27 protein-coding genes and 1 pseudogene are annotated in these 23,200 nt (G+C 49.3%); 20 read left to right on the top strand and 8 right to left on the bottom strand.

Annotated elements, in window-relative coordinates; genetic code table 11:
* Positions 1-73 precede the first annotated feature (73 nt).
* The 5 genes from ACYVIY_RS18385 (at position 74) to ACYVIY_RS18365 (ending at position 4,104) form a co-directional block, all read left to right on the top strand.
* Positions 74-880: a sugar isomerase domain-containing protein gene (locus tag ACYVIY_RS18385; protein ID WP_460977851.1), complete on the top strand. Its 807-nt coding sequence runs from the start codon at positions 74-76 to the stop codon at positions 878-880.
* The gene (locus tag ACYVIY_RS18380) at positions 877-1,380 is read left to right on the top strand and encodes a GNAT family N-acetyltransferase (RefSeq protein WP_460977850.1); all 504 of its coding nucleotides are present in this window, start codon (positions 877-879) and stop codon (positions 1,378-1,380) included. Before ACYVIY_RS18385 ends, ACYVIY_RS18380 begins: the two co-directional genes overlap by 4 nt.
* A gap of 251 nt (positions 1,381-1,631) precedes the next feature.
* Positions 1,632-2,594 (top strand): phytanoyl-CoA dioxygenase family protein, encoded by a 963-nt coding sequence (locus ACYVIY_RS18375; RefSeq protein ID WP_460977849.1) that lies wholly within the window; start codon positions 1,632-1,634, stop codon positions 2,592-2,594.
* 26 nt (positions 2,595-2,620) lie between these two features.
* A complete protein-coding gene (locus ACYVIY_RS18370) occupies positions 2,621-2,989 on the top strand; it encodes a nuclear transport factor 2 family protein (protein WP_460977848.1) in 369 nt (122 codons plus the stop codon).
* Positions 2,990-3,069: 80 nt separating this feature from the next.
* Positions 3,070-4,104: a methionine synthase gene (locus ACYVIY_RS18365; RefSeq protein ID WP_460977847.1), complete on the top strand. Its 1,035-nt coding sequence runs from the start codon at positions 3,070-3,072 to the stop codon at positions 4,102-4,104.
* A 1-nt stretch (position 4,105) separates the two neighbouring features.
* Here the strand turns inward: ACYVIY_RS18365 and ACYVIY_RS18360 are convergent, their stop codons facing one another.
* Positions 4,106-4,672, bottom strand: coding sequence for an acyl-CoA thioesterase (locus ACYVIY_RS18360; RefSeq protein ID WP_460977846.1), 567 nt, complete (start codon positions 4,670-4,672; stop codon positions 4,106-4,108).
* Positions 4,673-4,835: 163 nt separating this feature from the next.
* On the bottom strand, positions 4,836-5,162 hold the full coding sequence (locus ACYVIY_RS18355; RefSeq protein WP_460977845.1) for a HesB/IscA family protein: 327 nt from the start codon (positions 5,160-5,162) through the stop codon (positions 4,836-4,838).
* A gap of 81 nt (positions 5,163-5,243) precedes the next feature.
* Between ACYVIY_RS18355 and mce the strand changes: the two genes are divergently transcribed.
* The 6 genes and pseudogenes from mce (at position 5,244) to ACYVIY_RS18325 (ending at position 10,387) form a co-directional block, all read left to right on the top strand.
* Positions 5,244-5,651: a methylmalonyl-CoA epimerase gene (gene mce / locus ACYVIY_RS18350; RefSeq protein ID WP_460977844.1), complete on the top strand. Its 408-nt coding sequence runs from the start codon at positions 5,244-5,246 to the stop codon at positions 5,649-5,651.
* Between the two features lie 58 nt (positions 5,652-5,709).
* Complete coding sequence (locus ACYVIY_RS18345; protein ID WP_460977843.1) at positions 5,710-7,374, top strand: M1 family metallopeptidase; 1,665 nt, start codon at positions 5,710-5,712, stop codon at positions 7,372-7,374.
* Positions 7,375-7,410: 36 nt separating this feature from the next.
* Positions 7,411-7,890 (top strand): annotated as a pseudogene (locus ACYVIY_RS18340) (AAA family ATPase); the annotation flags it as partial.
* A gap of 23 nt (positions 7,891-7,913) precedes the next feature.
* Positions 7,914-8,336, top strand: coding sequence for a hypothetical protein (locus ACYVIY_RS18335; protein WP_460977842.1), 423 nt, complete (start codon positions 7,914-7,916; stop codon positions 8,334-8,336).
* Entirely contained in the window at positions 8,333-9,709 is a 1,377-nt protein-coding gene (locus ACYVIY_RS18330) for a cystathionine beta-synthase (RefSeq protein ID WP_460977841.1), read from the top strand. Before ACYVIY_RS18335 ends, ACYVIY_RS18330 begins: the two co-directional genes overlap by 4 nt.
* A gap of 69 nt (positions 9,710-9,778) precedes the next feature.
* Positions 9,779-10,387, top strand: coding sequence for a PDDEXK family nuclease (locus ACYVIY_RS18325; RefSeq protein ID WP_460977840.1), 609 nt, complete (start codon positions 9,779-9,781; stop codon positions 10,385-10,387).
* On the opposite strand, the gene rsgA is transcribed toward ACYVIY_RS18325, so the two are convergent.
* Both rsgA and ACYVIY_RS18315 read right to left on the bottom strand, forming a co-directional pair.
* On the bottom strand, positions 10,388-11,314 hold the full coding sequence (gene rsgA / locus ACYVIY_RS18320) for a ribosome small subunit-dependent GTPase A (RefSeq protein ID WP_460977839.1): 927 nt from the start codon (positions 11,312-11,314) through the stop codon (positions 10,388-10,390).
* Between the two features lie 42 nt (positions 11,315-11,356).
* Complete coding sequence (locus ACYVIY_RS18315) at positions 11,357-12,604, bottom strand: 3-deoxy-D-manno-octulosonic acid transferase (protein ID WP_460977838.1); 1,248 nt, start codon at positions 12,602-12,604, stop codon at positions 11,357-11,359.
* A 60-nt stretch (positions 12,605-12,664) separates the two neighbouring features.
* On the opposite strand from ACYVIY_RS18315, the gene ACYVIY_RS18310 reads away from it, so the two are divergent.
* Positions 12,665-12,970 (top strand): phosphoribosylpyrophosphate synthetase, encoded by a 306-nt coding sequence (locus tag ACYVIY_RS18310; protein WP_460977837.1) that lies wholly within the window; start codon positions 12,665-12,667, stop codon positions 12,968-12,970.
* A 55-nt stretch (positions 12,971-13,025) separates the two neighbouring features.
* Complete coding sequence (ytxJ, locus tag ACYVIY_RS18305) at positions 13,026-13,355, top strand: bacillithiol system redox-active protein YtxJ (RefSeq protein WP_460978049.1); 330 nt, start codon at positions 13,026-13,028, stop codon at positions 13,353-13,355.
* A gap of 82 nt (positions 13,356-13,437) precedes the next feature.
* On the opposite strand, the gene folB is transcribed toward ytxJ, so the two are convergent.
* The 3 genes from folB to ACYVIY_RS18290 all read right to left on the bottom strand — a co-directional run bounded on the left by folB (position 13,438) and on the right by ACYVIY_RS18290 (position 15,770).
* Positions 13,438-13,788 (bottom strand): dihydroneopterin aldolase, encoded by a 351-nt coding sequence (gene folB, locus ACYVIY_RS18300; protein WP_460977836.1) that lies wholly within the window; start codon positions 13,786-13,788, stop codon positions 13,438-13,440.
* A 79-nt stretch (positions 13,789-13,867) separates the two neighbouring features.
* Positions 13,868-14,752 (bottom strand): DivIVA domain-containing protein, encoded by an 885-nt coding sequence (locus ACYVIY_RS18295; RefSeq protein WP_460977835.1) that lies wholly within the window; start codon positions 14,750-14,752, stop codon positions 13,868-13,870.
* A 118-nt stretch (positions 14,753-14,870) separates the two neighbouring features.
* Positions 14,871-15,770 (bottom strand): WD40 repeat domain-containing protein, encoded by a 900-nt coding sequence (locus tag ACYVIY_RS18290; RefSeq protein WP_460977834.1) that lies wholly within the window; start codon positions 15,768-15,770, stop codon positions 14,871-14,873.
* Positions 15,771-15,851: 81 nt separating this feature from the next.
* Between ACYVIY_RS18290 and ACYVIY_RS18285 the strand changes: the two genes are divergently transcribed.
* The gene (locus tag ACYVIY_RS18285) at positions 15,852-16,478 is read left to right on the top strand and encodes a 4'-phosphopantetheinyl transferase family protein (RefSeq protein ID WP_460977833.1); all 627 of its coding nucleotides are present in this window, start codon (positions 15,852-15,854) and stop codon (positions 16,476-16,478) included.
* 86 nt (positions 16,479-16,564) lie between these two features.
* Here ACYVIY_RS18285 and ACYVIY_RS18280 read toward each other — a convergent pair whose 3' ends face one another.
* Complete coding sequence (locus ACYVIY_RS18280; RefSeq protein WP_460977832.1) at positions 16,565-17,440, bottom strand: transglutaminase-like domain-containing protein; 876 nt, start codon at positions 17,438-17,440, stop codon at positions 16,565-16,567.
* Positions 17,441-17,570: 130 nt separating this feature from the next.
* Here ACYVIY_RS18280 and galE point away from each other — a divergent pair, with 130 nt between their 5' ends.
* The 6 genes from galE (at position 17,571) to ACYVIY_RS18250 (ending at position 23,142) form a co-directional block, all read left to right on the top strand.
* Positions 17,571-18,605, top strand: coding sequence for a UDP-glucose 4-epimerase GalE (galE, locus tag ACYVIY_RS18275; protein ID WP_460977831.1), 1,035 nt, complete (start codon positions 17,571-17,573; stop codon positions 18,603-18,605).
* 58 nt (positions 18,606-18,663) lie between these two features.
* Positions 18,664-19,734 carry a dTDP-glucose 4,6-dehydratase gene (gene rfbB, locus ACYVIY_RS18270; RefSeq protein WP_460977830.1) on the top strand — a complete coding sequence of 357 codons (1,071 nt, stop codon included), beginning with the start codon at positions 18,664-18,666 and terminating at the stop codon, positions 19,732-19,734.
* A 90-nt stretch (positions 19,735-19,824) separates the two neighbouring features.
* Entirely contained in the window at positions 19,825-20,685 is an 861-nt protein-coding gene (gene rfbA / locus ACYVIY_RS18265) for a glucose-1-phosphate thymidylyltransferase RfbA (RefSeq protein ID WP_460977829.1), read from the top strand.
* Between the two features lie 430 nt (positions 20,686-21,115).
* Entirely contained in the window at positions 21,116-21,514 is a 399-nt protein-coding gene (locus tag ACYVIY_RS18260; protein WP_460977828.1) for a hypothetical protein, read from the top strand.
* 30 nt (positions 21,515-21,544) lie between these two features.
* Complete coding sequence (locus tag ACYVIY_RS18255; protein WP_460977827.1) at positions 21,545-22,219, top strand: hypothetical protein; 675 nt, start codon at positions 21,545-21,547, stop codon at positions 22,217-22,219.
* A 113-nt stretch (positions 22,220-22,332) separates the two neighbouring features.
* Entirely contained in the window at positions 22,333-23,142 is an 810-nt protein-coding gene (locus ACYVIY_RS18250) for a sensor histidine kinase (RefSeq protein ID WP_460977826.1), read from the top strand.
* Positions 23,143-23,200: the final 58 nt, after the last annotated feature.

The raw sequence follows: 23,200 nt of genomic DNA, 5'->3' as shown, positions 1-23,200 counted from the left end.
GGCACGTTTCTGTCTAGCTCATGTTTAAATCAAATTAATCAGGAATAGTCAGCTTAATCCCGGTTCAGACATTATGACTCTTCAATATATCCAAAAATGCCGCGCCATTCTAGATACGGTCGAAGCGCAGGAAGCTCAGATACAGCAAGCAGCAAACTGGTTCGCTGAGACGATTCTGGCGGGGCGCATGGTCCATGTGTTCGGCTCGGGACATAGCCGCATCATGGTCGAAGAGATGTGGCCACGCTATGGCTCGTTTCCGGGATTCAATCCCATTGTCGAATTGTCTCTTACGTTTCATAACCTGGTTGTTGGAGCCAACGGACAACGGCAGGCTATGTTTCTGGAGAATGTTCCTGGCTTGGCCGACCGAATTCTTCGCAACTACGACTTGTCAGATCAGGACTCAGCGCTGGTCATATCGTCGTCGGGCTGCAACGTAGTGCCTATTGAAATGGCTGAGCTGTTTCAGCAAAAAGGCGTAAAAGTCGTTGTGTTGATCACAAAAGAGCATTCGGAGAAGAGTACCAGTAAACGTACTGATGGTAAAAAATTAAGCGACTTTGCCGATTTAATTCTCGACACAGGGGCACCCGTGGGCGACGCGATGCTTACCATTCCCGGTCTTGACACACCTGTTGCGCCGGGGAGTACGGTAGGCGGAGCCGTTATTGTCAATAGTATCAAGGCTGAGGTCGCACGACTGCTCACCGAAGCGGGGCGGCCACCGAAGGTATTGAGCGCAGGCGTGGTTGTGGGAGCCCAGCGGGCGGTTGATTTATTTGAAGCGGCTTATGACGAACATGCGCATCGGTTAGCCAAATTATATAGTCATGTTGGCATTAGTAGTTACGTTAGCCAGGCCGATACTCAGTTATGATTGAAACGTTACGTCTGACCATTATCCCCCTGACGCTCGATCAGGTTATTTTACACGTTGCCGATAGTTATCGGCTTGAAGAAACGCTGGGGCTACGGCAAGGTCATCGGAAGGCAGTTGAGCCTGTGTTAAGCGTGATTACCCATTTCACCATTCCCCGTTTAAAAGAACCTTCACGCGACCCGCTGTATCATACTATGTGGCTGGCCATTGATCGACAAAAACAGCAGATTGTTGCCGAAGCCAAGTTCAAGGGCGAACCTGATGAAACGGGTGCTGTTGAAATTGGGTACGGTACGTATCCAGCTTTTCAGCGGCAGGGCTATATGTCCGAAATGGTGGGTGGACTCGTGGACTGGGCCGGGAAACAGCCCGGTGTGCTGCGCGTAGTCGCCGATACGGACGTCGAGAATGTAGCGTCGCAGAAGGTACTCGAAAAAAATAGATTTGTCCTGTTCAACCGGACAGAGAACCTGCTCTGGTGGCAATATGAATTTTAGTTGAGTGTAATAATAATCGCTATAAGAAATGAAAGCGCCGGAAGTCATGTCAACTTCCGGCGCTTTCATTTTAATCAACTTTTAATGCTGGCAGCTTAAGGTATCATGCTTATAATGAATAGTTTGGCATTCGTTTAGTTGAATTCTTATTACGTGCAACAGCTGTATGCCGTTCACTAAAATCAATTCATCCTATAGGCGATAAATGAAGTAGATTGATACTCTAATCATCACCCCAAACCTTTCTATCCATGAACAATCTTGCCGTAGCCCAGAAAATGAACCTACCCTGGGTTGAGTCTCCTTTCTTTAGTGATCTGCTGATGAAACGAAGCCTTACCGCCGAGCAGCAAGAAATGGTCACTCACTATAATCGTGAAGGATTTCTGCTCTTACGTCAGCAGGTTGCCCCTGAACTAATCGATCGCACTATAAAAGAAATCGAACATGAGTATCCGGCGAATCTAGGTGAGCAGCCCAGCCGACATCAAGATCTTTGGAAAAAGTATAAGACGGTACGTGATATTGCCAGCCAACCTCAGATTTTCGACGTTCTTCGGTTGCTGTACGAACGCGAACCTATTCCCTTTCAAACGCTCAACTTCAAGTTTGGTACGCAGCAACGGGCGCACTCCGATACCATTCACTTCAGCAGCACACCTGCCCGCTTTATGTGTGGCGTATGGGTGGCCCTGGAAGAGACAAATGCCAGCAATGGCCCGTTGTTTTATTATCCGCGGTCGCACCGGCAGAAGGAATTTAACTACTTTGACATCGGCATTGAAGCCCAGGAGAACTACGCTGAATATCCGCATTACGAAGACTTCATGGAAGACTTCATGGAAGCAAACGGCTACCAACGCCAGGAGATCCACATGCAGAAAGGCGACGTCCTGATCTGGTCGTCGAACTTAGTTCACGGCGGGATGCCCATAAAAGGCGGTAACGTAACGCGTTGGTCGCAGGTGACCCACTACTACTTCGAAGGCTGTATGTATTACTCGCCCCGGTTCTCCGATATGTTTGCCAACAACCTCAATCTGCGGCACGTAGTAAACATCGCCACCGGTAAGACGGTACAGCATAGCGAGAACGGTAAGCCAATCGAGACGATCAATACCGGCAATTTCCGATACGCCGTGAGCCACAACTTTACCTTACCCGTGTTACTTAAGGAAGTATTTAAGAAAGTGCTTGGCAAAAAGCCGTTCTAAGCGGTTCGTTGGCTACATTGCCGCCTATGCAAGAACTAATCGAACAGTATATTTCGGCCTATAACCGCATGGACGTACCGGGAATGATGGCGTTACTGCATGACGTCATCGTTTTCGAGAATGTATCCAATACGGCAGGGATTACAGAAACCAGTGGCCGGGCCGAATTTGAAGCGTTAGCGAAGCAATCGCTGGGCGTGTTCAAAAGCCGTCGACAAGTGATCCGTTCGCTGACGCTAGGCGTCCGGACGGCTGCTGCTGAAATTGAGTATAAAGCTGTTTTAGCTATCGATCTCCCCAATGGACGTAACGCTGGCGATACGTTATCGCTGCGGGGCGTAACCATCTTCGCGTTTAGCGACGGAAAGATCAGTCGGATCAGCGATTACAGCTGATTGGGTATTAGCCTATATTCGCGTACCCGGATTGAACAGGGGCGAATACATTCCTACTCTCATTAAAACGGCTAACTCCTTTGCAACCGACTCCTATCAAAACAACCGTTGTTGGCTCTATGCCATTTCCCGGCTGGCTTGAGTTCTCCAGCCAGAACCTATCTCAGTTCGGTCCTGCTGACATCAACGAAATGATTGAAGACGCCGTAGTCGCGTCGGTTCACGATCAGGTGGCAGCTGGCCTGGACGTGATCAGCGACGGTGAACAAACCCGCTTTGATTTCAACCTGTCTTTTTATGGCTACATCAACGGTATTCAGAATAACGAAACAGAATTACGTCGGTTTGGTCCACCGGCGCACGATCAGCGGGGAAAGCACAACATCGTTGAGCCACTGTCGGCCCCCAAAGGCCTAGGTGTGGTTGAGGAATACCAACGGTTAAAACGCCTGGCTCCGGTAGGCCAAGGACTGAAGGTGTCGATTCCTGGTCCATACACACTGAGCGGTCGGCTGTTACCGGGTGACTTGTATAAAGATCGTTGGGAAGTTACCGAAGCCCTACTGCCTTTAGTTCGTAAAGAAATTGAAGCCCTAGTCGCTTTGGGAGTGCCCGAAATTTGTGTCGATGAGCCATCCATGTCGTGCTACGCCTATCGGGAGGATACAAAGCGGTTTGTCGATATTTTCAATCGGACGGTTGCACCGGGCGTTGGTAAAACGCGCTTATCGATGCACCTGTGTTTTGGCAATTACAAAGGCCGGTCGGTCGGTAAAAAGAGCATTGCGCCGATGCTCCCTGATTTTCTGGACATGACCGTCGACGAGCTTCACTCGGAGATGACCATTCTGAATTTCGCAGAGGTCAACTTGCTGGAACGCTTTGCCGAAAAGTTTGATGTAGCGGTCGGTGTTATTGACGTAAAGAGCTATTACATCGAAACGCCCGACGACGTAGCCGAACGGATTCGCAAGTGTTTGCCATACGTACCCGCTGAGAAACTGGCGGTTGCCCCCGACTGCGGCTTAAGCCAAACGGCGCGCTGGGCTGCCAAGCAAAAGCTGACTAACATGGTTGCTGGAGCCCAAAAAGTGCGGGCCGAACTGGGGTTTTAGATCACGACAGTTGATTTTTAAGATCGTCGGTAAGTTGGCAGCGCTCGCTGGTTAGCTTACCGACGTTTTCGGTTAACAGCATCCGGGTTTTGGCATTATCGAAGTGTTCGCTGTAGCTGGCTCGTAACTCTTTGCGCTTTATCGCTTCCAGAAAACGGCGGGCATCGTCGGGTGTTTCGAGGAGTAGTGGAGGAACTTCGGTCGGCGTATCCAATTCGTCTTTGGCCACCATCGTGAAGTAAGACGTATTCGTGTGCTTTACAACACCCGTCTTTACGTTCTCAGCAATAACTTTAATTCCTACCACGAGCGACGTTCGACCCACGTAATTTACCGACGCCATCAGCGATACCAGCTCGCCAACTTCAACCGGCTGCCGGAAATTAACGCCGTCGACCGATACCGTTACGCAGTACTGACCAGCATGTTTGGCCGCACAAGCATACGCGAGCTTGTCCATTAGGGATAGCAGAATACCACCGTGTATTTTACCACCGAAATTGGCATACGACGGAATCATCAACTCCGTAAGTGTCGTGCGAGAATGGCTTACTGGTTTAGCGCTCATTAGATTGGACCGCCACTGCGGCCGGGATTGGGAGGATTAGCAGGATTTTGCTATAAGCCGGAAAGTTAATCAACACTAACAAACAACAAGAGCTGACTTACTCAAGTCAGCTCTCATCATATAACAAAATCCTGTAAATCCAGCTAATCCGATAAATCCGGATCTAGACAGCGAAACTCTCACCACAGCCGCAGGTACGGCTGGCGTTCGGGTTTTTGAACTGGAAACCTTTACCATTCAGGCCATCTGAAAAATCAAGCTCGGTACCGGCAAGGTACAGCAGGCTTTTTCGGTCAACCAGAATTTTAATGCCTTTATCTTCAACGACATGGTCGGTTGGCTGTTGCGTTGCGTCGAATTGCAAATCGTACATCAGTCCCGAACAACCGCCACCTTGTACACCTACCCGAATGGCGTACTCTTCGGCAAGGCCGTCTTTCTGACGCAGCTCAATAATCTTATTTTTGGCAATTTCTGAGACAGTAACCATAGTCGTAATACAGTCGAATTTGACGCGAATCGATACTAATCTATTAACTTTCCCCCAAACGGAAAAGTTCTTTTCTTACCTATGCTTACCAACGTTGAACACATCGGGATCGCTGTCCACGACATCGCTACGTCGAATGACCTGTTTACGAAGCTGCTGAACGTAGCGCCTTACAAGGCGGAAACGGTGGAGTCAGAAGGCGTCACTACGTCGTTCTTTCGGGTCAATGAAACCAAAATAGAACTGCTCGAAGCAACGAATCCGGATAGCCCCATCGCCAAATTTCTGGAGAAGAAAGGCGAGGGAATACATCATCTGGCATTCGAAGTCGATGATATTGTCGCCGAGATGGAGCGGCTAAAAAACGAAGGCTTTACGTTAGTAAGAGAAACGCCGAAGCGCGGAGCCGATAACAAACTGGTATGTTTCCTGCATCCCAAAGGAACCAATGGCGTGCTGATTGAGCTCTGCCAGGAAATTAAAGAGTAAACAATTACTGCATTGTCGTGCCGCCTGCTTATTCGTATATGCATGACAAACCTATTCTATGATGAGTACCAAGTTATATAAGTTGCTGAGTCTTTTTTTATTGCTGACGTCTGTTGTCTATGCGCAGCTACCCGATCGGTTGGCTCGCTACACGCAGCCGGGCGTCGACGTATTGAATTATGCTTTTTCGTTAACCCTCAGCGACTCAACGAATCAGATTCGGGGCGAAGCCACAATTAGGTTTACCCGGAACGATGACCGCCAGACAGTCTGGTTCGATTTAGTTGGCGAACGTGCCGACTCCACCGTAACGGGAATGAAAGTCGGTGAGGTGCGTTTAGCCGATGGCAAGTCGACGCCCTTTACCCAACGTAACGATCGGGTTTTTATCAACTTACCTGCCGCCCCCAATCAGCCAACGGAACTCACGATACGCTACGTCGGTACGCCCGCGAAAGGGTTGATTATTAGTCGGAATAAATTTGGTGAACGCACTTTCTTTGGCGACAACTGGCCGAACAATGCCCGGCATTATTTGCCCGTCGTCGATCACCCGTCTGACAAAGCGACCTGCTCGTTCACGATCAATGCGCCCGCTACGTATCGGGTAATCTCGAACGGGAAGTTACTGAGCGAAACGCCACAACCCAACGGCCGCAAGCTGACGCGCTGGCAGGAAAGCACACCCATCCCAACCAAAGTGATGGTGATTGGCGCGGCTCGATTTGCGGTTGAGGAGGTTGGCGCAGTTGGTGGTGTACCGGTGCAAAGCTGGTTGTATCCCAACGACAGTCAGAAGGGTTTTATTGATTACCGACCGGCCAAAAGTATTCTACAATTCTTCATTGACAAGGTCGGGCCGTACTCGTATGAGAAGCTGGCGAACGTGCAGTCAACAACCGTATTTGGCGGTATGGAAAACGCGAGCTGCATTTTCTACGATGAGAAAATCATTGTCGGTCGGAAAGATTCGGACGTTGAAGCGTTGCTGGCGCACGAGATTGCGCATCAGTGGTTTGGTAATTCGGCTACCGAAGCCGACTGGGCTCACCTTTGGTTGAGTGAAGGGTTTGCTACGTATTTCTCAGCCTTATATCTCGAACAGGCTTATGGTCGCGATACGCTCAATGCGGTGCTCAACCAGAACAAAAACCAGATTTTTCGCTACACAGCCCTAAAGCCGACTAGTACGATTATCGACTCGACTACGACCAATCTGATGGATTTGCTGAACCCAAACCAATACCAGAAAGGCGGCTGGGCATTGCACATGTTACGTCACGAGCTGGGCGATGACGTATTCTGGAAAGGTGTGCGGACATATTACGAGAAGTTCCGCAATGCCAACGCCCGAACCAGCGATTTGCAGACGGTTATGGAAAAGGTATCGGGCAAACGGTTAGGCCGATTCTTCCAGCAATGGCTTTACCAACCGGGCTTTCCGGACGTAGTGTGGGAGTCGAATTACGATGCGGCTAAAAAAGCGATGGTGATTGATGTACGGCAGATTCAACGTACCGGCTCGTATATCTTGCCGCTCGTGTTCAGCATCCGCGATGCCAGTGGCCGTGAACTGACCCGCACTGGAAAGCTAACCATGAACGCACAAACGCAGTCGTTTACGGTTCCGGTAGCCAGCCGCCCGGCTACGGTGGTGATTGATCCTGACAACACGGTACTCATGCGGGCCGAAGCGTCGAGCCGTACTCAACCGGGTAAGTAATTGCCTAACTTACAAGCAAATTAACCGCTACTGATCATGCTCAAGCGCGTTTCTATCCAGAATTTCAAGAGCTTAAAAGACGTAACGCTCGACCTTCAAAAAGTCAACTTGCTCATCGGTCCCAACAACTCGGGCAAGACCAATTTCTTGAAGGCGCTAGAGTACATGGTCAAGGATAACACAAATCAAGAGGAGCCTGAGCATCTGGTTTTTGGAAAACAGAAAGGTCATGAAATAAAAATTGAACTACTGTATCTTGTTAATGAACAAGACCCTGTAAAAGGTGTCAATTGTAGAGTGACGAGTAATGGCTTTATAGAAAAGGCTGATATAAAGACACAAGGTACTGGAAGCTTTCTGCATTTTGATCCTCAAAAGATGAAGGAGAAGATCGGACCTGCGGTAATATATAAACCGGACCCTAATAAATTAGCTCAACCTAGTTTAGTTGGTGAAGGGGCCGATATAGTAAATGCAGATGCCTCTAATCTAGTCGCTTTCTTGGATTATGTTCTTAGTGAGCATAGGTAGACGTATTATTGCCAGACGCTTTGCGGCAGCGTGCTCTATTAGGCCTTGACGTACTGTTCGTTGGCCGTGACATTGACACAGAACATCATCCAGCAATCAAGCTGAAGCAGGAGCATTATACGGATAAGTGCAGAAACCATCCAGCAGTTGTGATGCTGCCTGTTCAATGTATTGAATATTGGCTCTGGTACATTAAACGGCACAGAGACGAACCTGGTAAGAATACAGCATTGGAACCGCAACCACGGCTTTCTGCTAAACAAGCGGTCTATGCTAATACGAAGCTTGTAGCTAAACAACTCGAACTGGCTAATGACATTTTAGTGCATTTAGATGTTTCTTGGTTAGAGCAACGCTCAGCTAGTTTTAAACATTTTCATAATCAGGTGATAACCTTCCTGAACCAGTACAACAAAACTTTATCAACATGAACTACTACAACACCATTGTCGATACCATCGGCAATACGCCCTTAGTCAAACTCAACAACGTAACGAAAGGCATCCGGGGGACAATTCTCGCCAAAGTCGAATACTTCAATCCAGGCAACTCGGTGAAAGACCGTATCGCCATTCGCATGATCGAGGATGCTGAGAAACAGGGGATCTTAAAACCCGGCGGCACCATCATCGAGGGTACCTCCGGGAACACGGGCTTCGGTCTGGCACTAGCGGCTATTGCCAAGGGCTATAAGTGCATCTTTACGATGGCGGATAAGCAGTCGAAGGAGAAGATCGATATTCTGCGGGCGGTTGGGGCCGAAGTCGTTGTTTGCCCGACAAACGTAGCGCCCGACGATCCACGCTCGTACTACTCCGTTGCTAAGAAGCTGAACCGCGATATTCCGAACTCGCTGTATCCGAACCAGTACGATAATCCGTCGAATACAGCCGCGCATTACGAGACAACGGGCCCCGAAATCTGGCGGGATACCGACGGACGGATTACGCACTTTGCGGCTTCGGTCGGTACGGGGGGGACGATCAGCGGTACGTCGAAATTCTTGAAAGAGCAGAACCCGAATCTATTTACGTTGGGCCTCGATACGTATGGCTCGGTGTTCAAGAAGTACAAAGAAACGGGCATCTTCGATCCGGGCGAAATCTATCCGTACCTCACCGAAGGCATTGGCGAAGATATTTTGCCGCAAAACGTCAACTTTGACGTAATCGACCAGTTCATTAAAGTTACCGACCGCGATGCCGCCATCATGACGCGTCGACTGTCGCGGGAAGAAGGTTTGTTCGTGGGCTGGTCGTGCGGTACGGCCGTGCATGGGGCGCTAGAGTGGGCAAAAGATCACCTGACTGACGAGGACGTAATGGTTATTTTGCTGCCCGACCACGGTACGCGCTACCTCGCCAAAATCTATAACGATACGTGGATGAAGGACCACGGCTTCCTCGAAGACCGGTCGTTCAAAACAGCCCGCGATATTGTCCATAGTAAAAATGGCCAGTCGCAATTGACAACCATTGGCTCGGGCGTATCGGTAAGCCAGGCTATTCAGGTGCTCAACCGCTACGGTATTTCACAGATTCCCGTTACTGACGAAGGGGGTCAAATTGTGGGTAGCCTGACCGACTCAACGGTATTAACGCGACTCATTGAAGACCCTGCGATCAAAGACCACGCCGTCAGCGAAGTCATGGACAAACCGTTCAAATTTGTCGGCTTAGATAACACCATCGATGCGCTTTCGTCGCTCATCGACCGAGATAATAAAGCGTTGCTGGTACGTGACGAAAAAGAGCAGGTACACATCATCACGCAAGCCGATCTGCTAGCTGCCATGACGAACTAAGGCCTATAACGCAGGGCAACCCTGCGTTATATTTTGAAACCTTTGTATATTGGTTTAAATCGGAAAACTATGGCAACAGAACTGACGACGATGGAACCTGAAGCAGCGCAACAGACCATTCCGTCCTACCTGATTTATGAGACGCTCAACGGGAAACCCTTATACCGCAAGGGCTATAAAGATGTTTTAGCAAACCGAAAAACTCCCGGTGAAATCATGGGCTGTAGCGATCTACAAGCAATCATTGTATCTGCTCTGTATCTGTATCTAGGAAATCACACCAACCGAAAAGTCTACTGGGTAGTCACGAATGAGCCGGGTTTACACTTGCAGTTAGGCGGCAATCTAGCCAATGACATCGCTTTTTACGAAAAGGAAAAAGTAACCATCAAAGGTAAGTTTTTTGATGTAGCGCCAAAGGTTGTTGTCGAGGTCGACATTAAGGTCGATCTGGAAGCTTTTCCGGCCATGGAGCAGGACTATGTTCACCAGAAAACGCAGGCTATGCTCGACTTCGGCACGGAACGCGTTATCTGGATTACGACCCAATCGCGAAAAGTACTCGTCGCTACCAAAGGCGAAAACTGGATTACCGTCAACTGGGACACTCCTGTTCCGGTTATGGACGATATTACGCTCAACGTAGCAGCCATCCTGACCGAAGAAGGCGTATTGTAATCAACGCCTATTGTCTCCGCCTTCCATCATACTCAGGTAGCTCATATACCGGCTTTCGGCGATTTCGCCTTCGCCAACGGCATCTTTAATGGCGCAGCCGGGTTCGTTAATGTGCAGACAGTTATGAAACCGGCATTGGTTGAGCCGATCCCGCATTTCGGGGAAATAATGGCTGATCTCTTCTTTCGACGTATCGATCAATCCAAGCTCTTTGATGCCCGGCGTATCAATGATGTACGTATCAGGAGCCAGTTCGAACATCTCAGCAAACGTAGTCGTGTGAACGCCCTTATTGGCAAACGTTGACACTTCGTTGGTACGTAGGTTCAGATCGGGGGCAATGGCGTTGACCAGCGTAGATTTTCCCACCCCCGAGTGTCCTGATAGTAACGTTACTTTATGGTCCAGGAGTTGCCGAAACTCGTCAACGCCTACGCCATCCGTTGCCGACGTAGTGAGACATTTATAGCCGATACGCTCGTACATATCTATAATTTCCTGCTGATACGCAAGCCCTTCGTCGTTCAGAATATCGGCTTTGTTAAAGACCACGGTTGTGGGGATACGGAACGACTCGGCCGAGACCAAAAAGCGATCAATAAACCCGAGCGAGGTACGGGGCAAGGTTAGCGTTGCCAGCAGAACAGCCTGATCAAGATTAGCGGCCAGAATATGACCATGCGCCGTTTTATGCACCGATTGCCGGATAATGTAATTTTCGCGGGGTTCAATATCGGTGATTACCGCCGTATTTTCGGCTTCATCTTCAACGTCGAATACGACCCGGTCGCCCACCGCAATCGGGTTGGTGACTTTTAAACCGGCAATTTTGAACTTGCCCTTCAAACGGCCCTGATAAATATGACCGTCCGCATTACGGATGTCGTACCAGGAGCCGGTGGAGCGTATGACTAAACCTTGCTGCAATGGGGTAAAGAGTGAAAGAGTGATAGAGCAAAAGAGCGAGAACTACAGCCCTCTTTCGCTCATTAGATGCTTTACAATTTTCATAACCTGTGCGGTTGCGCCAATGTTCCGCTGCACGTAGTTACGGCTGATCTGAGCGGCTTCAGTTGCGTTAGCATACTGCTTCGCAAAGACGGTTGATAACGTATCAACATCGCCAATCGGGAAGGCACCCCCCTCGTTAACCAGATCGATCGCTTCCTGAAATTTGTTGTATTCGGGGCCAAAGAAAATGGGCATGCCAAACGTAGCAGCCTCCAGGATGTTATGTAAGCCCTGCTTAAACGCCCCACCGATATAGGCAAACTCGCCGTACTGATAGAGCGACGACAGCATGCCGATGTTGTCAATAATCAGTACGTCGGCAGTCGCTACGTTGGTGTCAGCAGCCTGTGAAAACCGAACCGACGGCTTTGTAAGCTGACCTCGCCAGCGTTCGATTTCAGAATCGTGGATCTCGTGCGGGGCAATGATGACTTTGAGCGGTTGATCGAATTGATTAATAAACGGAATCAAAACGTCCATATCTTCCGGCCAGGCACTGCCGACAACGAGCAATGGCTGACCGGCTTTGAACGCCTGCGCCAGCGGTATGTCTTTCCGGGCTGCTGCCGTCTGCGCAACCCGGTCGAATCGGGTATCACCGGCTAATGTTACGTTGGTGATACCAATAGAGGCCAGTAACTCAACAGACTGCTGATTCTGTACCAAAATATGGTCAAAACAGTGAAGCATGTTTCGATAAAAGCCACCGTAGGCCTTGAAAAATAACTGATCTGGCCGGAAGATGGCCGAGAATGACACGACTGGTATGTTAGCCGCCCGTAACGTATGCAGGTAGTTATGCCAGAATTCGTATTTGATAAAGAAGACAATTTTGGGGTTTACTGTCTCTACAAACTGGCGTGCATTCGCGGGCGTATCAGTGGGTATATACGTAACGTAATCGGCTCCGTCGTAATCTTTGCGGACCTCGTAACCCGACGGAGAAAAGAAGGTAAGTAAAATTCGGTAGCCGGGATACGCTTCTCGAAATGCCTCGATAACCGGACGTCCCTGCTCAAACTCGCCGAGCGAAGCTGCGTGAAACCAGGCAATGGGCTGTGTATGTTCCGCCAGCATTTTTGCCAGGTTTGCGGCCCAGCCTTTTCGCCCGTCAATCCACTGCCGAGCCTTTCGGTTAAATGGGGCTATGGCCCGTAACAGCAGTTCAAATGCGTGAATTCCTGTAGTGTAGAGTGCCGAAAACAAGGCAATATGCAGTTAGTTATATGTACAAAGCTACAAACTCACCCGCAAACTCACCCGATTATGCCTGGCTATGATACGCTCACCGAAGCACTGGACGACCTCAGAAAACAAGGATATACTCGAGATTATAACTTGAAAACGGATCACCTAAAGTGCCAGCAGGATGCCCTTGAATTGCATCCTGAGGATTTTACAATTGCCAGCTTTTACCGCTTTGAGGGGATGACGGATCCCGATGACGAAACTATTTTGTATGCAATTGAGGAAAAGAATGGCCAACGCGGAACCCTCGTAAACGCCTATGGTCCCTATGCTGATGCATTATCTACCGAGATGGTACAAAAGCTGATCGTTCGGCACCAATAAGCGAACTTTTCATATTAAAAAATGCTTCTACGTCAACAGAGTGCGTGTTGATACAATGAACTGGAATAAACTAACAAACGACGCTCAACTCGAGGCAATTAAAGACGAGTCGGCGAAACAGCCGGTGCTGATTTTTAAGCACAGTACAACCTGTTCGATCAGTGCCATGGCCTTGAGCCGTATGGAGCGTAACTGGAATGATCAATTGGGAGTTAAGCCGTACTATCTGGACTTACATGCCAATCGATCGATTTCTAAGAAAGTAGAAAGTGAATTTGGTGTTGAGCACGAGTCTCCTCAGGTCCTGCTCATCAAAAATGGTACTTGTGTTTACGATGCTTCACACATGGCCATTTCATTTGCTGGTCTACAGCAAGCGGTATAAGAAAAGGCCAAAGGGGGGAAGAAGGAGTACAGGTGTCATTTGTTGTAACCTGTCTCTTTCTTCCCCTTTGGCCTTTTCTTACTTATTCCCTCAGTGTAATCTTAGCCCGGTGGCAGACGCCCCCAATCGGCGGATTGAACTTTGATACGCTAACTTCTACGGTTTGCAAATCCGCGTATTTTGTTCGAATTTCCTGGATGATACGGTGCGCAATGTGTTCCAGCAACCGGGCAGGCTGTTGCATAACCGCAGCTGTAATTCGGTATAAGTCTTCGTAATTGACTGTTGCGCTTAGCCGGTCGCGCCGGGCCGCTTCCGAAAAGTCGGCCGTTACCACAATATCGACTGAGTATTTATTGCCAATCTTTTGCTCCTCATCGTAGAATCCATGATAGGAGAAAAATTCGAGGCCTTCCAGGGCAATGGTTCCCATAAAAATTATAGCCCGACCGAGGCCCAGTTTCAGGTGTTACTGTCTGAATCTTATGCCACCCCGTCAGGCTATTACGTAGTTAAATCTGATCGAAAAATGAGCCGCTTTTCTTAGGCTGACTGTCGTCCTCCGCAACCGCTGCGGGAGCTGCTTCAACGGCCGTTGGCTCTGGTAAAGTTGACTCATTCGAAACGATCTCTGCCGAATCTGCGCTTGTGTCTTCAGCGGCAGGCATATCAGACGCATGATCGGTCTGCTCAATAGCCTCGTCGAGTTTGTCGACGAGTTCCTCATCAACCGGAATGGCTTCGGGAACTGCTGTCTCGCGCTCGGTTAACGGAGGAAGCTCGGCTGTTGGTGCTGAAGCCAATTCATCGTTACCTTCCTGAGAACCATCGTTGATCTGAGTGGTTACTTCATCAATTTTTCCTTTCAGGTTCTGCTTGGCAAACTTCTTCTCAAAGCGCTCTACCGTGTCGACCGCATTGCTGGCAAGGCTGCGAATCTGAACGGCTAGGTTCTCCTTATAGCTTTCCAGTGCCTTAAAATCATACTCCATGGCTTTCAGGTCATTGAGTATATTATCTTTCAGATATCTGGCCTGGTTTTCGGCGTCCTGCACCATCAACGCCGACCGTTTACGCGCTTCGGCCAGTAGTTCATCGGCTTTCTGACGCGCTTCGGTAACGTATTGTTCAGCTGCTTTATTGGCCTGATCGGTAATTTGTGTGCTGGTATCTTCGGCCGTTTTCAGCGTCCGGAAAAGCGTCATCTCGACTTCTTTCAGCTTTCCTAGCTCTTTTTCGGCTAGTTCAAGCTGCATTTTCAGCATTTTATGTTCGCCGGTAATTCGTTCCCATTCCTGCGATAACGAAGCCAGAAATGCATCGACATCCTCGGGTTTATAACCACGCAACCCTTTATCAAATGTATGCTGCCGGATTTCTATAGCCGTAATTTTCATCGGTGCGCTTAGGGTTTGGTAGGTTTTGTCTACTCTGGTAAGGGTGAATTAACGTCCTTAATGCGAATTTTACAAAAAAAGCAACAAAATCAGCAGTTTTCCGCCCAAATGATGAGGATCAGGTCAACTTCCAGACTGAAATCGTCCGGTCGTCGCTGGCCGAGAGTAACTGGTTGTCGCGGTCAACCCACAACAATTTATTAACCGATGTGCCGTGTCCCGCATGTCGGGCCCGATCGACTACTTTTAACAGACGGTACGTTTCGGCATCCCAGATTTTGATGGATTTGTCCATGCTCGCCGTCGCAAACCACGTGCTATCCGGGCTAAACGTAAGGTGATTAATGGCAAACATGTGTGCGACAATATCGTTCTGGAGAGTGTAAGCTTTTTCTACATCCCATATTTTCAGGTGGGCATCGCGCCCGGCCGTTAACAGATACCGCAGGTCGGGCGAATACGCAACGGTAAATACCGAGTTGGTATGCGCTGGAATGACTCGTTTTAACTCGTACGTCTGTAAATCGAAGATGCGTACGGTCGTGTCGCTATAACCGACGGCCATTTCACGCTCCACGGGATTGATGGCGATGCACCGGGCCGATTGATCCGATGCTTTCAGATGCTTACGCACCACTAACTGCTCCGCATCCAGCACGACGACCACTCCATCAGCCAGGGCCACAAACGCATCAGTCTTGTAAAATTTGATGTCGAATATAGCTACTGAGGTCAGGTTGAGCGAGTAAACTTCCCGCTGACGGGCGGTATCGATTACGTGGATACCCTCGTAGTTTTGTCCTACCCACAACAAGCCACTAGTCGGGTGGAGCGCCAGGGCATATACAGAAGTTGGAATTTTGGCCACTACGTTGCCTAAGTCCGGCCGGTCGAGTTGCCATTGCACCACCAGCCCATCTCCTCCCGCCGAAAAAAATTGGTCAACTGCGGGGCCACGTTCCAGAGCATACACACAGTCGCGGTGTCCGCCGAACGTATCGAGTTTCTCTACAAGCACAGGTAAATCAGAATTAGTGACCAAAGGTAAGGAAAGCGGCTTTGCCTTTCTTTTTTCTAACCCTATTCCGACTTTTGGCGTGTGACACGTAAGCTACTCATAAACGACGACTGCACGGTATTACTTTGGTCAATTGCCGAAGATGAAACCATGCTTCGCCATCAATTACCCCTTTCATCCTTAGAGTTGGAAGAGCTGGATCGTATTCGTCATCCGGTTCAGCGCGTCGAATGGCTGGCCTGCCGGGCTGCTATTCAGCAACTGACCCGAGAACAGGGACTTGAGTACGTCGGTCTGATAAAAGATGAGTTTGGAAAGCCGCATTTGCTCAATGCACCCTGGCATATTTCGCTGTCGCACACGACGGGTTGGGCCGCTGCGGCACTACACCGGTCAAGACCCGTGGGTATAGACATTGAGCCGCTGCGGGAGCAATTTCGACGCGTAGTGCCGCGTGTTCTGTCGGAAAGTGAAATTGCACACGCGGCCGGGGATGTGGGTCGCTTGGCTGTCTACTGGTGCGCTAAAGAAGCACTGTACAAACTCTACGGAAAACGAGAGCTTACATTCCGGGAGCATTTACACGTTGAGCCGTTCTCGGATAAGGCTGAACACCTTGTTGGCCATGTCCGGTTGCCCGATCACGAAGAGCAGCTTACGGTACGTTGTTTTCACGTCGGTCCCGGATTATTGGCCGTGGCATTTTAAATAAAGTTGTAGGGTTACAGAGTTGTATAGTTAATGAGTGAAGTCAACTATACAACTCTATAACCTTACAACTTTATAACTGCTTTTTAGCGTTGCGTATAGTCAGAAAGGGGAAGGCCGTCGCCATCGTCGCGGACCGTGTTCAGGATCTGTTCAACTTCGCGAACGCGCTCGGTATCGCCGTTCTTCTCGAACGCCAGGGTCAGGTTACGTAACACCCGACGCACAATGTCAGCATTCGTGCAGGGCTGATAAAACGTATCGAGCCGCTTTAAATTAAGCTGATCAATGTACTGGTCAATATCCTTTCGGGTAAAGACCAGACCCCGATTGAACACATTGATATAGAACTGAACTCCACTGCTGTTCTTATAAGTCAGCACGAACAGATTAGGCAGATTGACGCCATAAATGGGCATGTTCAACCGTTTGGCAATAAGCATGTACAGCACACATAACGTAATTGGATTGCCCCGGCGCGTTTCCAGCACCTGATTGATCATGGAATTGGCCGGCGAATGAAAATGCTTGGTGTTGGGCGCGAACTTCAGCTTGGTGAAAAACGCATTATTCATCGCCTTAACCTGCTCATCGGGGTGCATTTCCGGTTTAATGTCCAGCCAGACTTCATAATACAGCTGTTCTACTTCCTGCCTGAGCTTTTCCAGCGAAAGATCGGGATATTGGTACGTTGCTACAATCCAGAGGCCTTCGAGCAGGTCCATGGCGCCCCCGTTTTTCCAGTCGCGCATCCGGTCGAGCACCGACTCGTACTGAAGGTCATGAATAAGCTCTTCAATGCGCTTTTGCAGGGCTGGACTGAAGCTGCCTTCCCACTCAGTCTCCAGAAGCGGAATCATTTGGCCACCTAACTGCCGGATTTGCTGTTCGACGTGCTCCACTACTTCCTGGTCTTCGTCGTCTAAGAGCGATATAAGTGCTTTTAATTCGTTGTCGTTCATTCGATTTTGCTCCTTTGTTGAGTAGCCCCAGGATAAATACTGCTTTCGGAAACCTATTGAATATACTACTTTTGTCTGGTTTAACGACCTATCCTGCTAAAGTAATAACAAAATTTTCATAAAAAACGGTTTGACTCCTACAGGCAATTCTCCCAAAATTCTGGTTACCGGCGGAGCTGGATTCATTGGTTCGCATACGGTTGTTTCGTTGGTCGAAGCCGGATTTGAGCCGGTTATCGTCGACGATTTTTCCAATTCCGAACGCTCAGCATTGGATGGCCTGCGGGCCATATTGGGGCGCGACGTAACGTGTTATTCTGTTAACTGCAACGATGCGCCCGCCATGGAACGTATCTTCCAGCAGGAAGCTGTCAGCGGAGTTATTCACTTTGCTGCCCATAAGGCCGTGGGTGAGTCGGTAGCTCAGCCGTTGAAATATTACCGCAACAACCTCGATTCGCTGATATTGCTGCTGGAGCTAATGCCAAAATACGGAGTGAAGAACCTGGTGTTTTCGTCGTCCTGCACCGTATACGGCCAGCCTGAGCAGCTGCCCGTGACGGAGGAGACGCCCCGGCTTCCGGCCCAGTCGCCGTACGGCAACACAAAGGCCATCAGCGAAGATATTATTCGCGATACGGTACACGCCAAAGCGCCCATTAAAGCGATGGCGTTACGTTACTTTAACCCGATTGGGGCTCACCCCTCCGCCCAGATTGGCGAACTACCCTTAGGTGTACCCGCAAACCTGGTACCATTTATTACGCAGGCAGCCGCTGGTATTCGGGCGGGACTGACGGTATACGGGGCTGATTACAACACCCCCGACGGTACCTGCATTCGTGACTATATACACGTAATGGATCTGGCGGAAGCGCACGTGCAGGCGTTACGGAAGCTGAGCGAGACCGATACCGACGCGTTTTACGACGTAATCAATATCGGTACCGGCCGGGGCGAAACCGTACTGAATATTATTAAAACGTTCGAGCAGGAAACCGGCGTTACGTTGAATTACACCATTGGCCCTCGCCGAGCGGGTGATGTTGAGCAGGTATACGCCGACGTAACCAAAGCTAACCGTGAGCTGGGCTGGACCGCCCGTCGGTCGCTGGCTGAATCGTTGCGCGATGCCTGGCGCTGGCAGCAAAAACTAATGAAATAAGTTGATACAGGCGCAATAGCAAAATAATCGACTTGAGACCCACCAAGATATACCGTTTATGAAATCTATATTAATCACTGGCGGAGCCGGATTTATCGGATCGCACGTTGTCCGGCTGTTTGTTACAAAATACCCGGAATATCACATTTATAATCTCGATGCGCTGACGTATGCCGGTAACCTGGCGAACCTGACTGACATTGAGAACGCACCGAACTATACGTTCGTAAAAGGCGACATCACCGACGCGAAATTTCTGGAGGATATGTTCGCCGAGATTTCGTTCGATGGAGTGATTCACCTCGCGGCCGAATCGCACGTCGATCGGTCCATTACTGACCCAATGGCGTTTGTAATGACGAACGTGGTGGGAACGGTTAACCTTTTGAATGCAGCCAAAAATAGCTGGCTGCAGGCCGGGGGCGCGTCCGCCTTCGACGAAAAGCGTTTCTACCACGTATCGACCGACGAGGTATACGGCTCACTGCACAATCCGGATGAGTTCTTTACCGAAGAAACGCCGTATGATCCACAGTCGCCGTACTCGGCCTCTAAAGCCGCTTCTGACCACTTCGTACGGGCGTATGGCAATACGTATAAGCTGCCGGTCGTACTGTCGAACTGCTCGAACAACTACGGCCCGAATCACTTTCCGGAGAAGCTGATTCCGCTGATGATTCACAACATTCAGGTCAACAAGCCGCTGCCTGTTTACGGCAAGGGCGAAAATGTGCGTGATTGGCTGTATGTGGTCGACCATGCACGGGCTATTGACGCTGTTTTTCATAAAGGTCGCCTTGGGGAAACTTACAACATCGGTGGTTTCAACGAGTGGAAGAACATCGATCTTGTGAACCTGTTGTGCCAGATCATGGACCGTAAATTGGGTCGGTCCGAAGGCGAATCGGCGAAGCTGATTACCTACGTCACTGACCGGGCGGGGCACGATCTTCGGTACGCGATCGATGCGAACAAGATTATGAACGAATTAGGCTGGCAGCCCTCGCTGCAGTTTGAAGAAGGTCTCGAAAAAACAGTTGATTGGTTCCTGGACAATCAGGCCTGGCTGGATAACGTTACGTCCGGAGCGTATCAAAGCTATTACCAGGGAATGTACGCGAATCGATAAATTGTGAAAGAGTGAATGAGCGAAAGAGTGAATTAGTCATATTAGTAATTCACTCTTTCGCTCATTCACTCTTTCGCTCATTCACAAACCATGAAAGGAATTATACTCGCCGGAGGCTCCGGTACTCGTCTTCATCCGCTTACGCTCGCCGTCTCCAAGCAATTGATGCCGGTTTACGACAAGCCGATGATTTATTACCCGCTCTCGATTCTGATGCTGGCGGGCATTCGTGAAGTCCTGATTATCTCGACGCCCCACGACTTACCTCACTTTGAGAAGCTCCTGGGCGATGGATCGCAGATCGGCTGCCAGTTCAGCTATGCGGTTCAGCCCAGCCCCGATGGATTGGCGCAGGCGTTTATCATTGGCGAGAAGTTCATCGGCAATGATAAAGTGGCGCTGGTACTGGGTGATAATATTTTTTACGGCTCAGGATTATCGAAGCTGCTGCAAACCAACAACGACCCCGACGGGGGAGTCGTATTTGCGTACAAAGTGCATGATCCGGAGCGGTACGGCGTCGTTGAATTCGATGGTGACCATCGGGTCGTATCTATTGAAGAAAAACCCAAACAGCCAAAATCTAACTACGCGGTGCCGGGGCTGTATTTTTACGACAACAACGTGGTTGACATCGCCAGGAATATCAAACCATCGCCTAGGGGTGAGCTGGAAATCACGGACGTAAACCGGGTTTATCTGGAGCAGGGGAAACTGAAAGTCGGCGTATTAGACCGGGGTACCGCCTGGCTTGACACCGGTACGTTCGAGTCGCTCATGCAGGCCGGTCAGTTTGTGCATGTCATTGAAGAGCGACAAGGGTTAAAGATCGGTGCTATCGAAGAAGTAGCGTATCGAATGAAATTCATCAACGCCGATCAGTTAGCTGAAATAGCCCGCCCACTGGTGAAAAGCGGCTATGGCGAATACCTGCTGAACATTCTAAAATAGCGCTTTTTTAAATTGACATAAAAAAACGCCGGAGCAAGTGCTTCGGCGTTTTTTGTTAACCTAACCTATGATCGTACCGCCGAAGCGGATGAGAAAAGTCGTTGCAGTCAGGCTAGTCACAGCGCTCTGTCTGTTCGTGACCTAATTGCTACGTGACAAAGGTAGATAGGCCGGTGCTGGTTTGTAAGCGCAAAAACCCCGATTTTATTTCTCAAAAACAAAGCAGGCATAACCCCGCAATTTAGCACGTAGAAGTACGTATTAGATAAAGTAATTGTTAGTTCAACTTGTTGAAATACAGAGGGTTGAACTTTATATGGTGTGCCATGTGATGTAATAACATCAATCTATTCGCTGTATCTTTATTCAGCTTTCCGCTTAAATCCATCCACCTTAGCACGTACTAATTCCTTCTTAAACGTTTACCTCTATGGGTATTTTTAATGAAAATGCAGGGCGCTTTCTTAGTCGGCCTGAAACAACATCCTTGCTGGATGCTTACCGGGATCGGAAGCTGGCGGTTGGCCTGACCAAAGACGATTACGTCCGCTCAGAATATTTTGGTATTAACCAGGTCATGCAGTTGCTGAGTCAGCCGGGCTGCGTAGGACTGCGCATCCACCACGCAAAGCGGTGGGAAGATGAAGACGGCAATCCAACCGAACCCGGCAAAGGGCAGCTGAAACCCCGCGTGTTATTAACGGGTGTCGACGGGAAAGGTCAGGACATGCCGATCCGGAGCGACCAGGCCGGTTTGAAGGACATGCCCGGCGATGGCGGTGAAGAAATGTTAGGAGAAGGTCATACATGCCCAAGACATTGTGCTTAGGAGATATAGCCGATTGTTTTAACTACCGAAATGTGGGAAAAGCTTTACGAACAAATTAAAGAGTATCCACTCGATTTTATATCGCATTTCGGTAGTCTGCTGCCCATATTCGTAGGTCTGTTCAACTATCGGCTCATTGCAAAAGAACAGCGGGTAGGCCTGCTGTTATTTTCGTTTTATTTTATCAAAGACACGTACTCGCTCTGGCTCAGTCTGCACCATCACAATAATCTATACATACAAAATATACAGGCTATTATCGAACTGCTGTTGATCGGCGTCTTATACAGTGCTTCGTTCCCATCCAGAGGTAAGAAACTGACCATTATGGCCTTGGTTGGGGTAGCCATCCCAATCTTGCTTTTTTTCTATAAACCCGATGCGGTATCTGCTGAGATACAATCTATTTTCCGCATATTTTCGATTGCTGTCTGCCTGCTGTATTTCAATAATTTGATTAGTCGACTGGTGGTCCGGAATATACTTACGTACAGCATGTTCTGGATAACATCGGGTTTATTAATATATACGGCCGGTACGTTTTTTATCTTTTTATTCGGTGAGTACATCTATAATCCTAAAGAAGTTTCTGACGAGGTATTCGATTTTTTCTGGAACGTAAGCCAGCTATTGTTCATGGTTTTCTGCCTATTTTTCTCGGTTGGTCTCTGGCTTGGCCAATACGATCGTGAAAACGTAACGTAGTGAAACCGGTACGTTGCCGCTTACTCAATAGCAATGGGTAAGACGTTGACATTCAGCTGACAATTATTCAACTTTACTCTGCTCAGATTACGCCGTGAGTAGACAAAACGCCGATGGATTCCGGTTTTGTAATTGCGGTCGGTACGGCCGTGTTGTTGATGATGGCGGTGTTCATCATCATTTTTGTCGCCTATTACCAGCAGAAACAGGCAAAGCAGCAGCTGGCACTTAAGGAGTTGCAGGAGCAACACCGGCGTGAACTTATGGCCGCTACGTTTCGGGGACAAGAAGAAGAGCGCCGACGGCTGGCCGAAGACCTCCACGATGGAATTGGTACAATGCTGTCGGTGACGAAAATGAGCCTCAACCAACTCGAACGGCAGTTAAACGGCGATACTATCCGGACAAGCTTACAGGTTCAGAAAACGCGCTCGATGCTTGACGAAACCATGACGAACGTCCGGCGTATCAGCCGCGACCTGGTCCCGACAACGCTCAAACGATTTGGATTAGTGGCCGCTCTGGAAGAACTGGCCGACCGCGTTGCCGATAACCAGCTCGACGTTCAGATAAGCTGCCCCGAAGCGATTGAGCAACTTTCGCCCGCTCTTGACCTGATGCTCTATCGAATTGCTCAGGAACTGATCAACAATGCCATCCGGCACGCGCGGGCAAGCCACATCGCCATTCAGTTGCAGTGCTTCGATGATGAGGTCCGTTTGTCCGTTCTGGACGATGGGATCGGGTTCGACTTCGACGCGATTATGGAGAAACGGCAGGGAGGGTTAGGGCTACGAAATATAGAAAGTCGATTAAGTGTTGTCAATGGCCACGTAACGTTTGACGTTGCTCCCGGCCGGGGTTCGCAGATTCACGTACAAGTACGACTCCACGACGCGGAACCTGTTGATTTATTGAGTTAATTTGTTAGCCGGATGGCCGACGGTATCGCCCATCAACGAGTCGGCACCTAATAACCCT

This window comes from Spirosoma knui (assembly GCF_054780635.1).
Note: the sequence above shows the minus strand (reverse complement) of the source record. Positions and strands in the feature narration are given on the sequence as shown.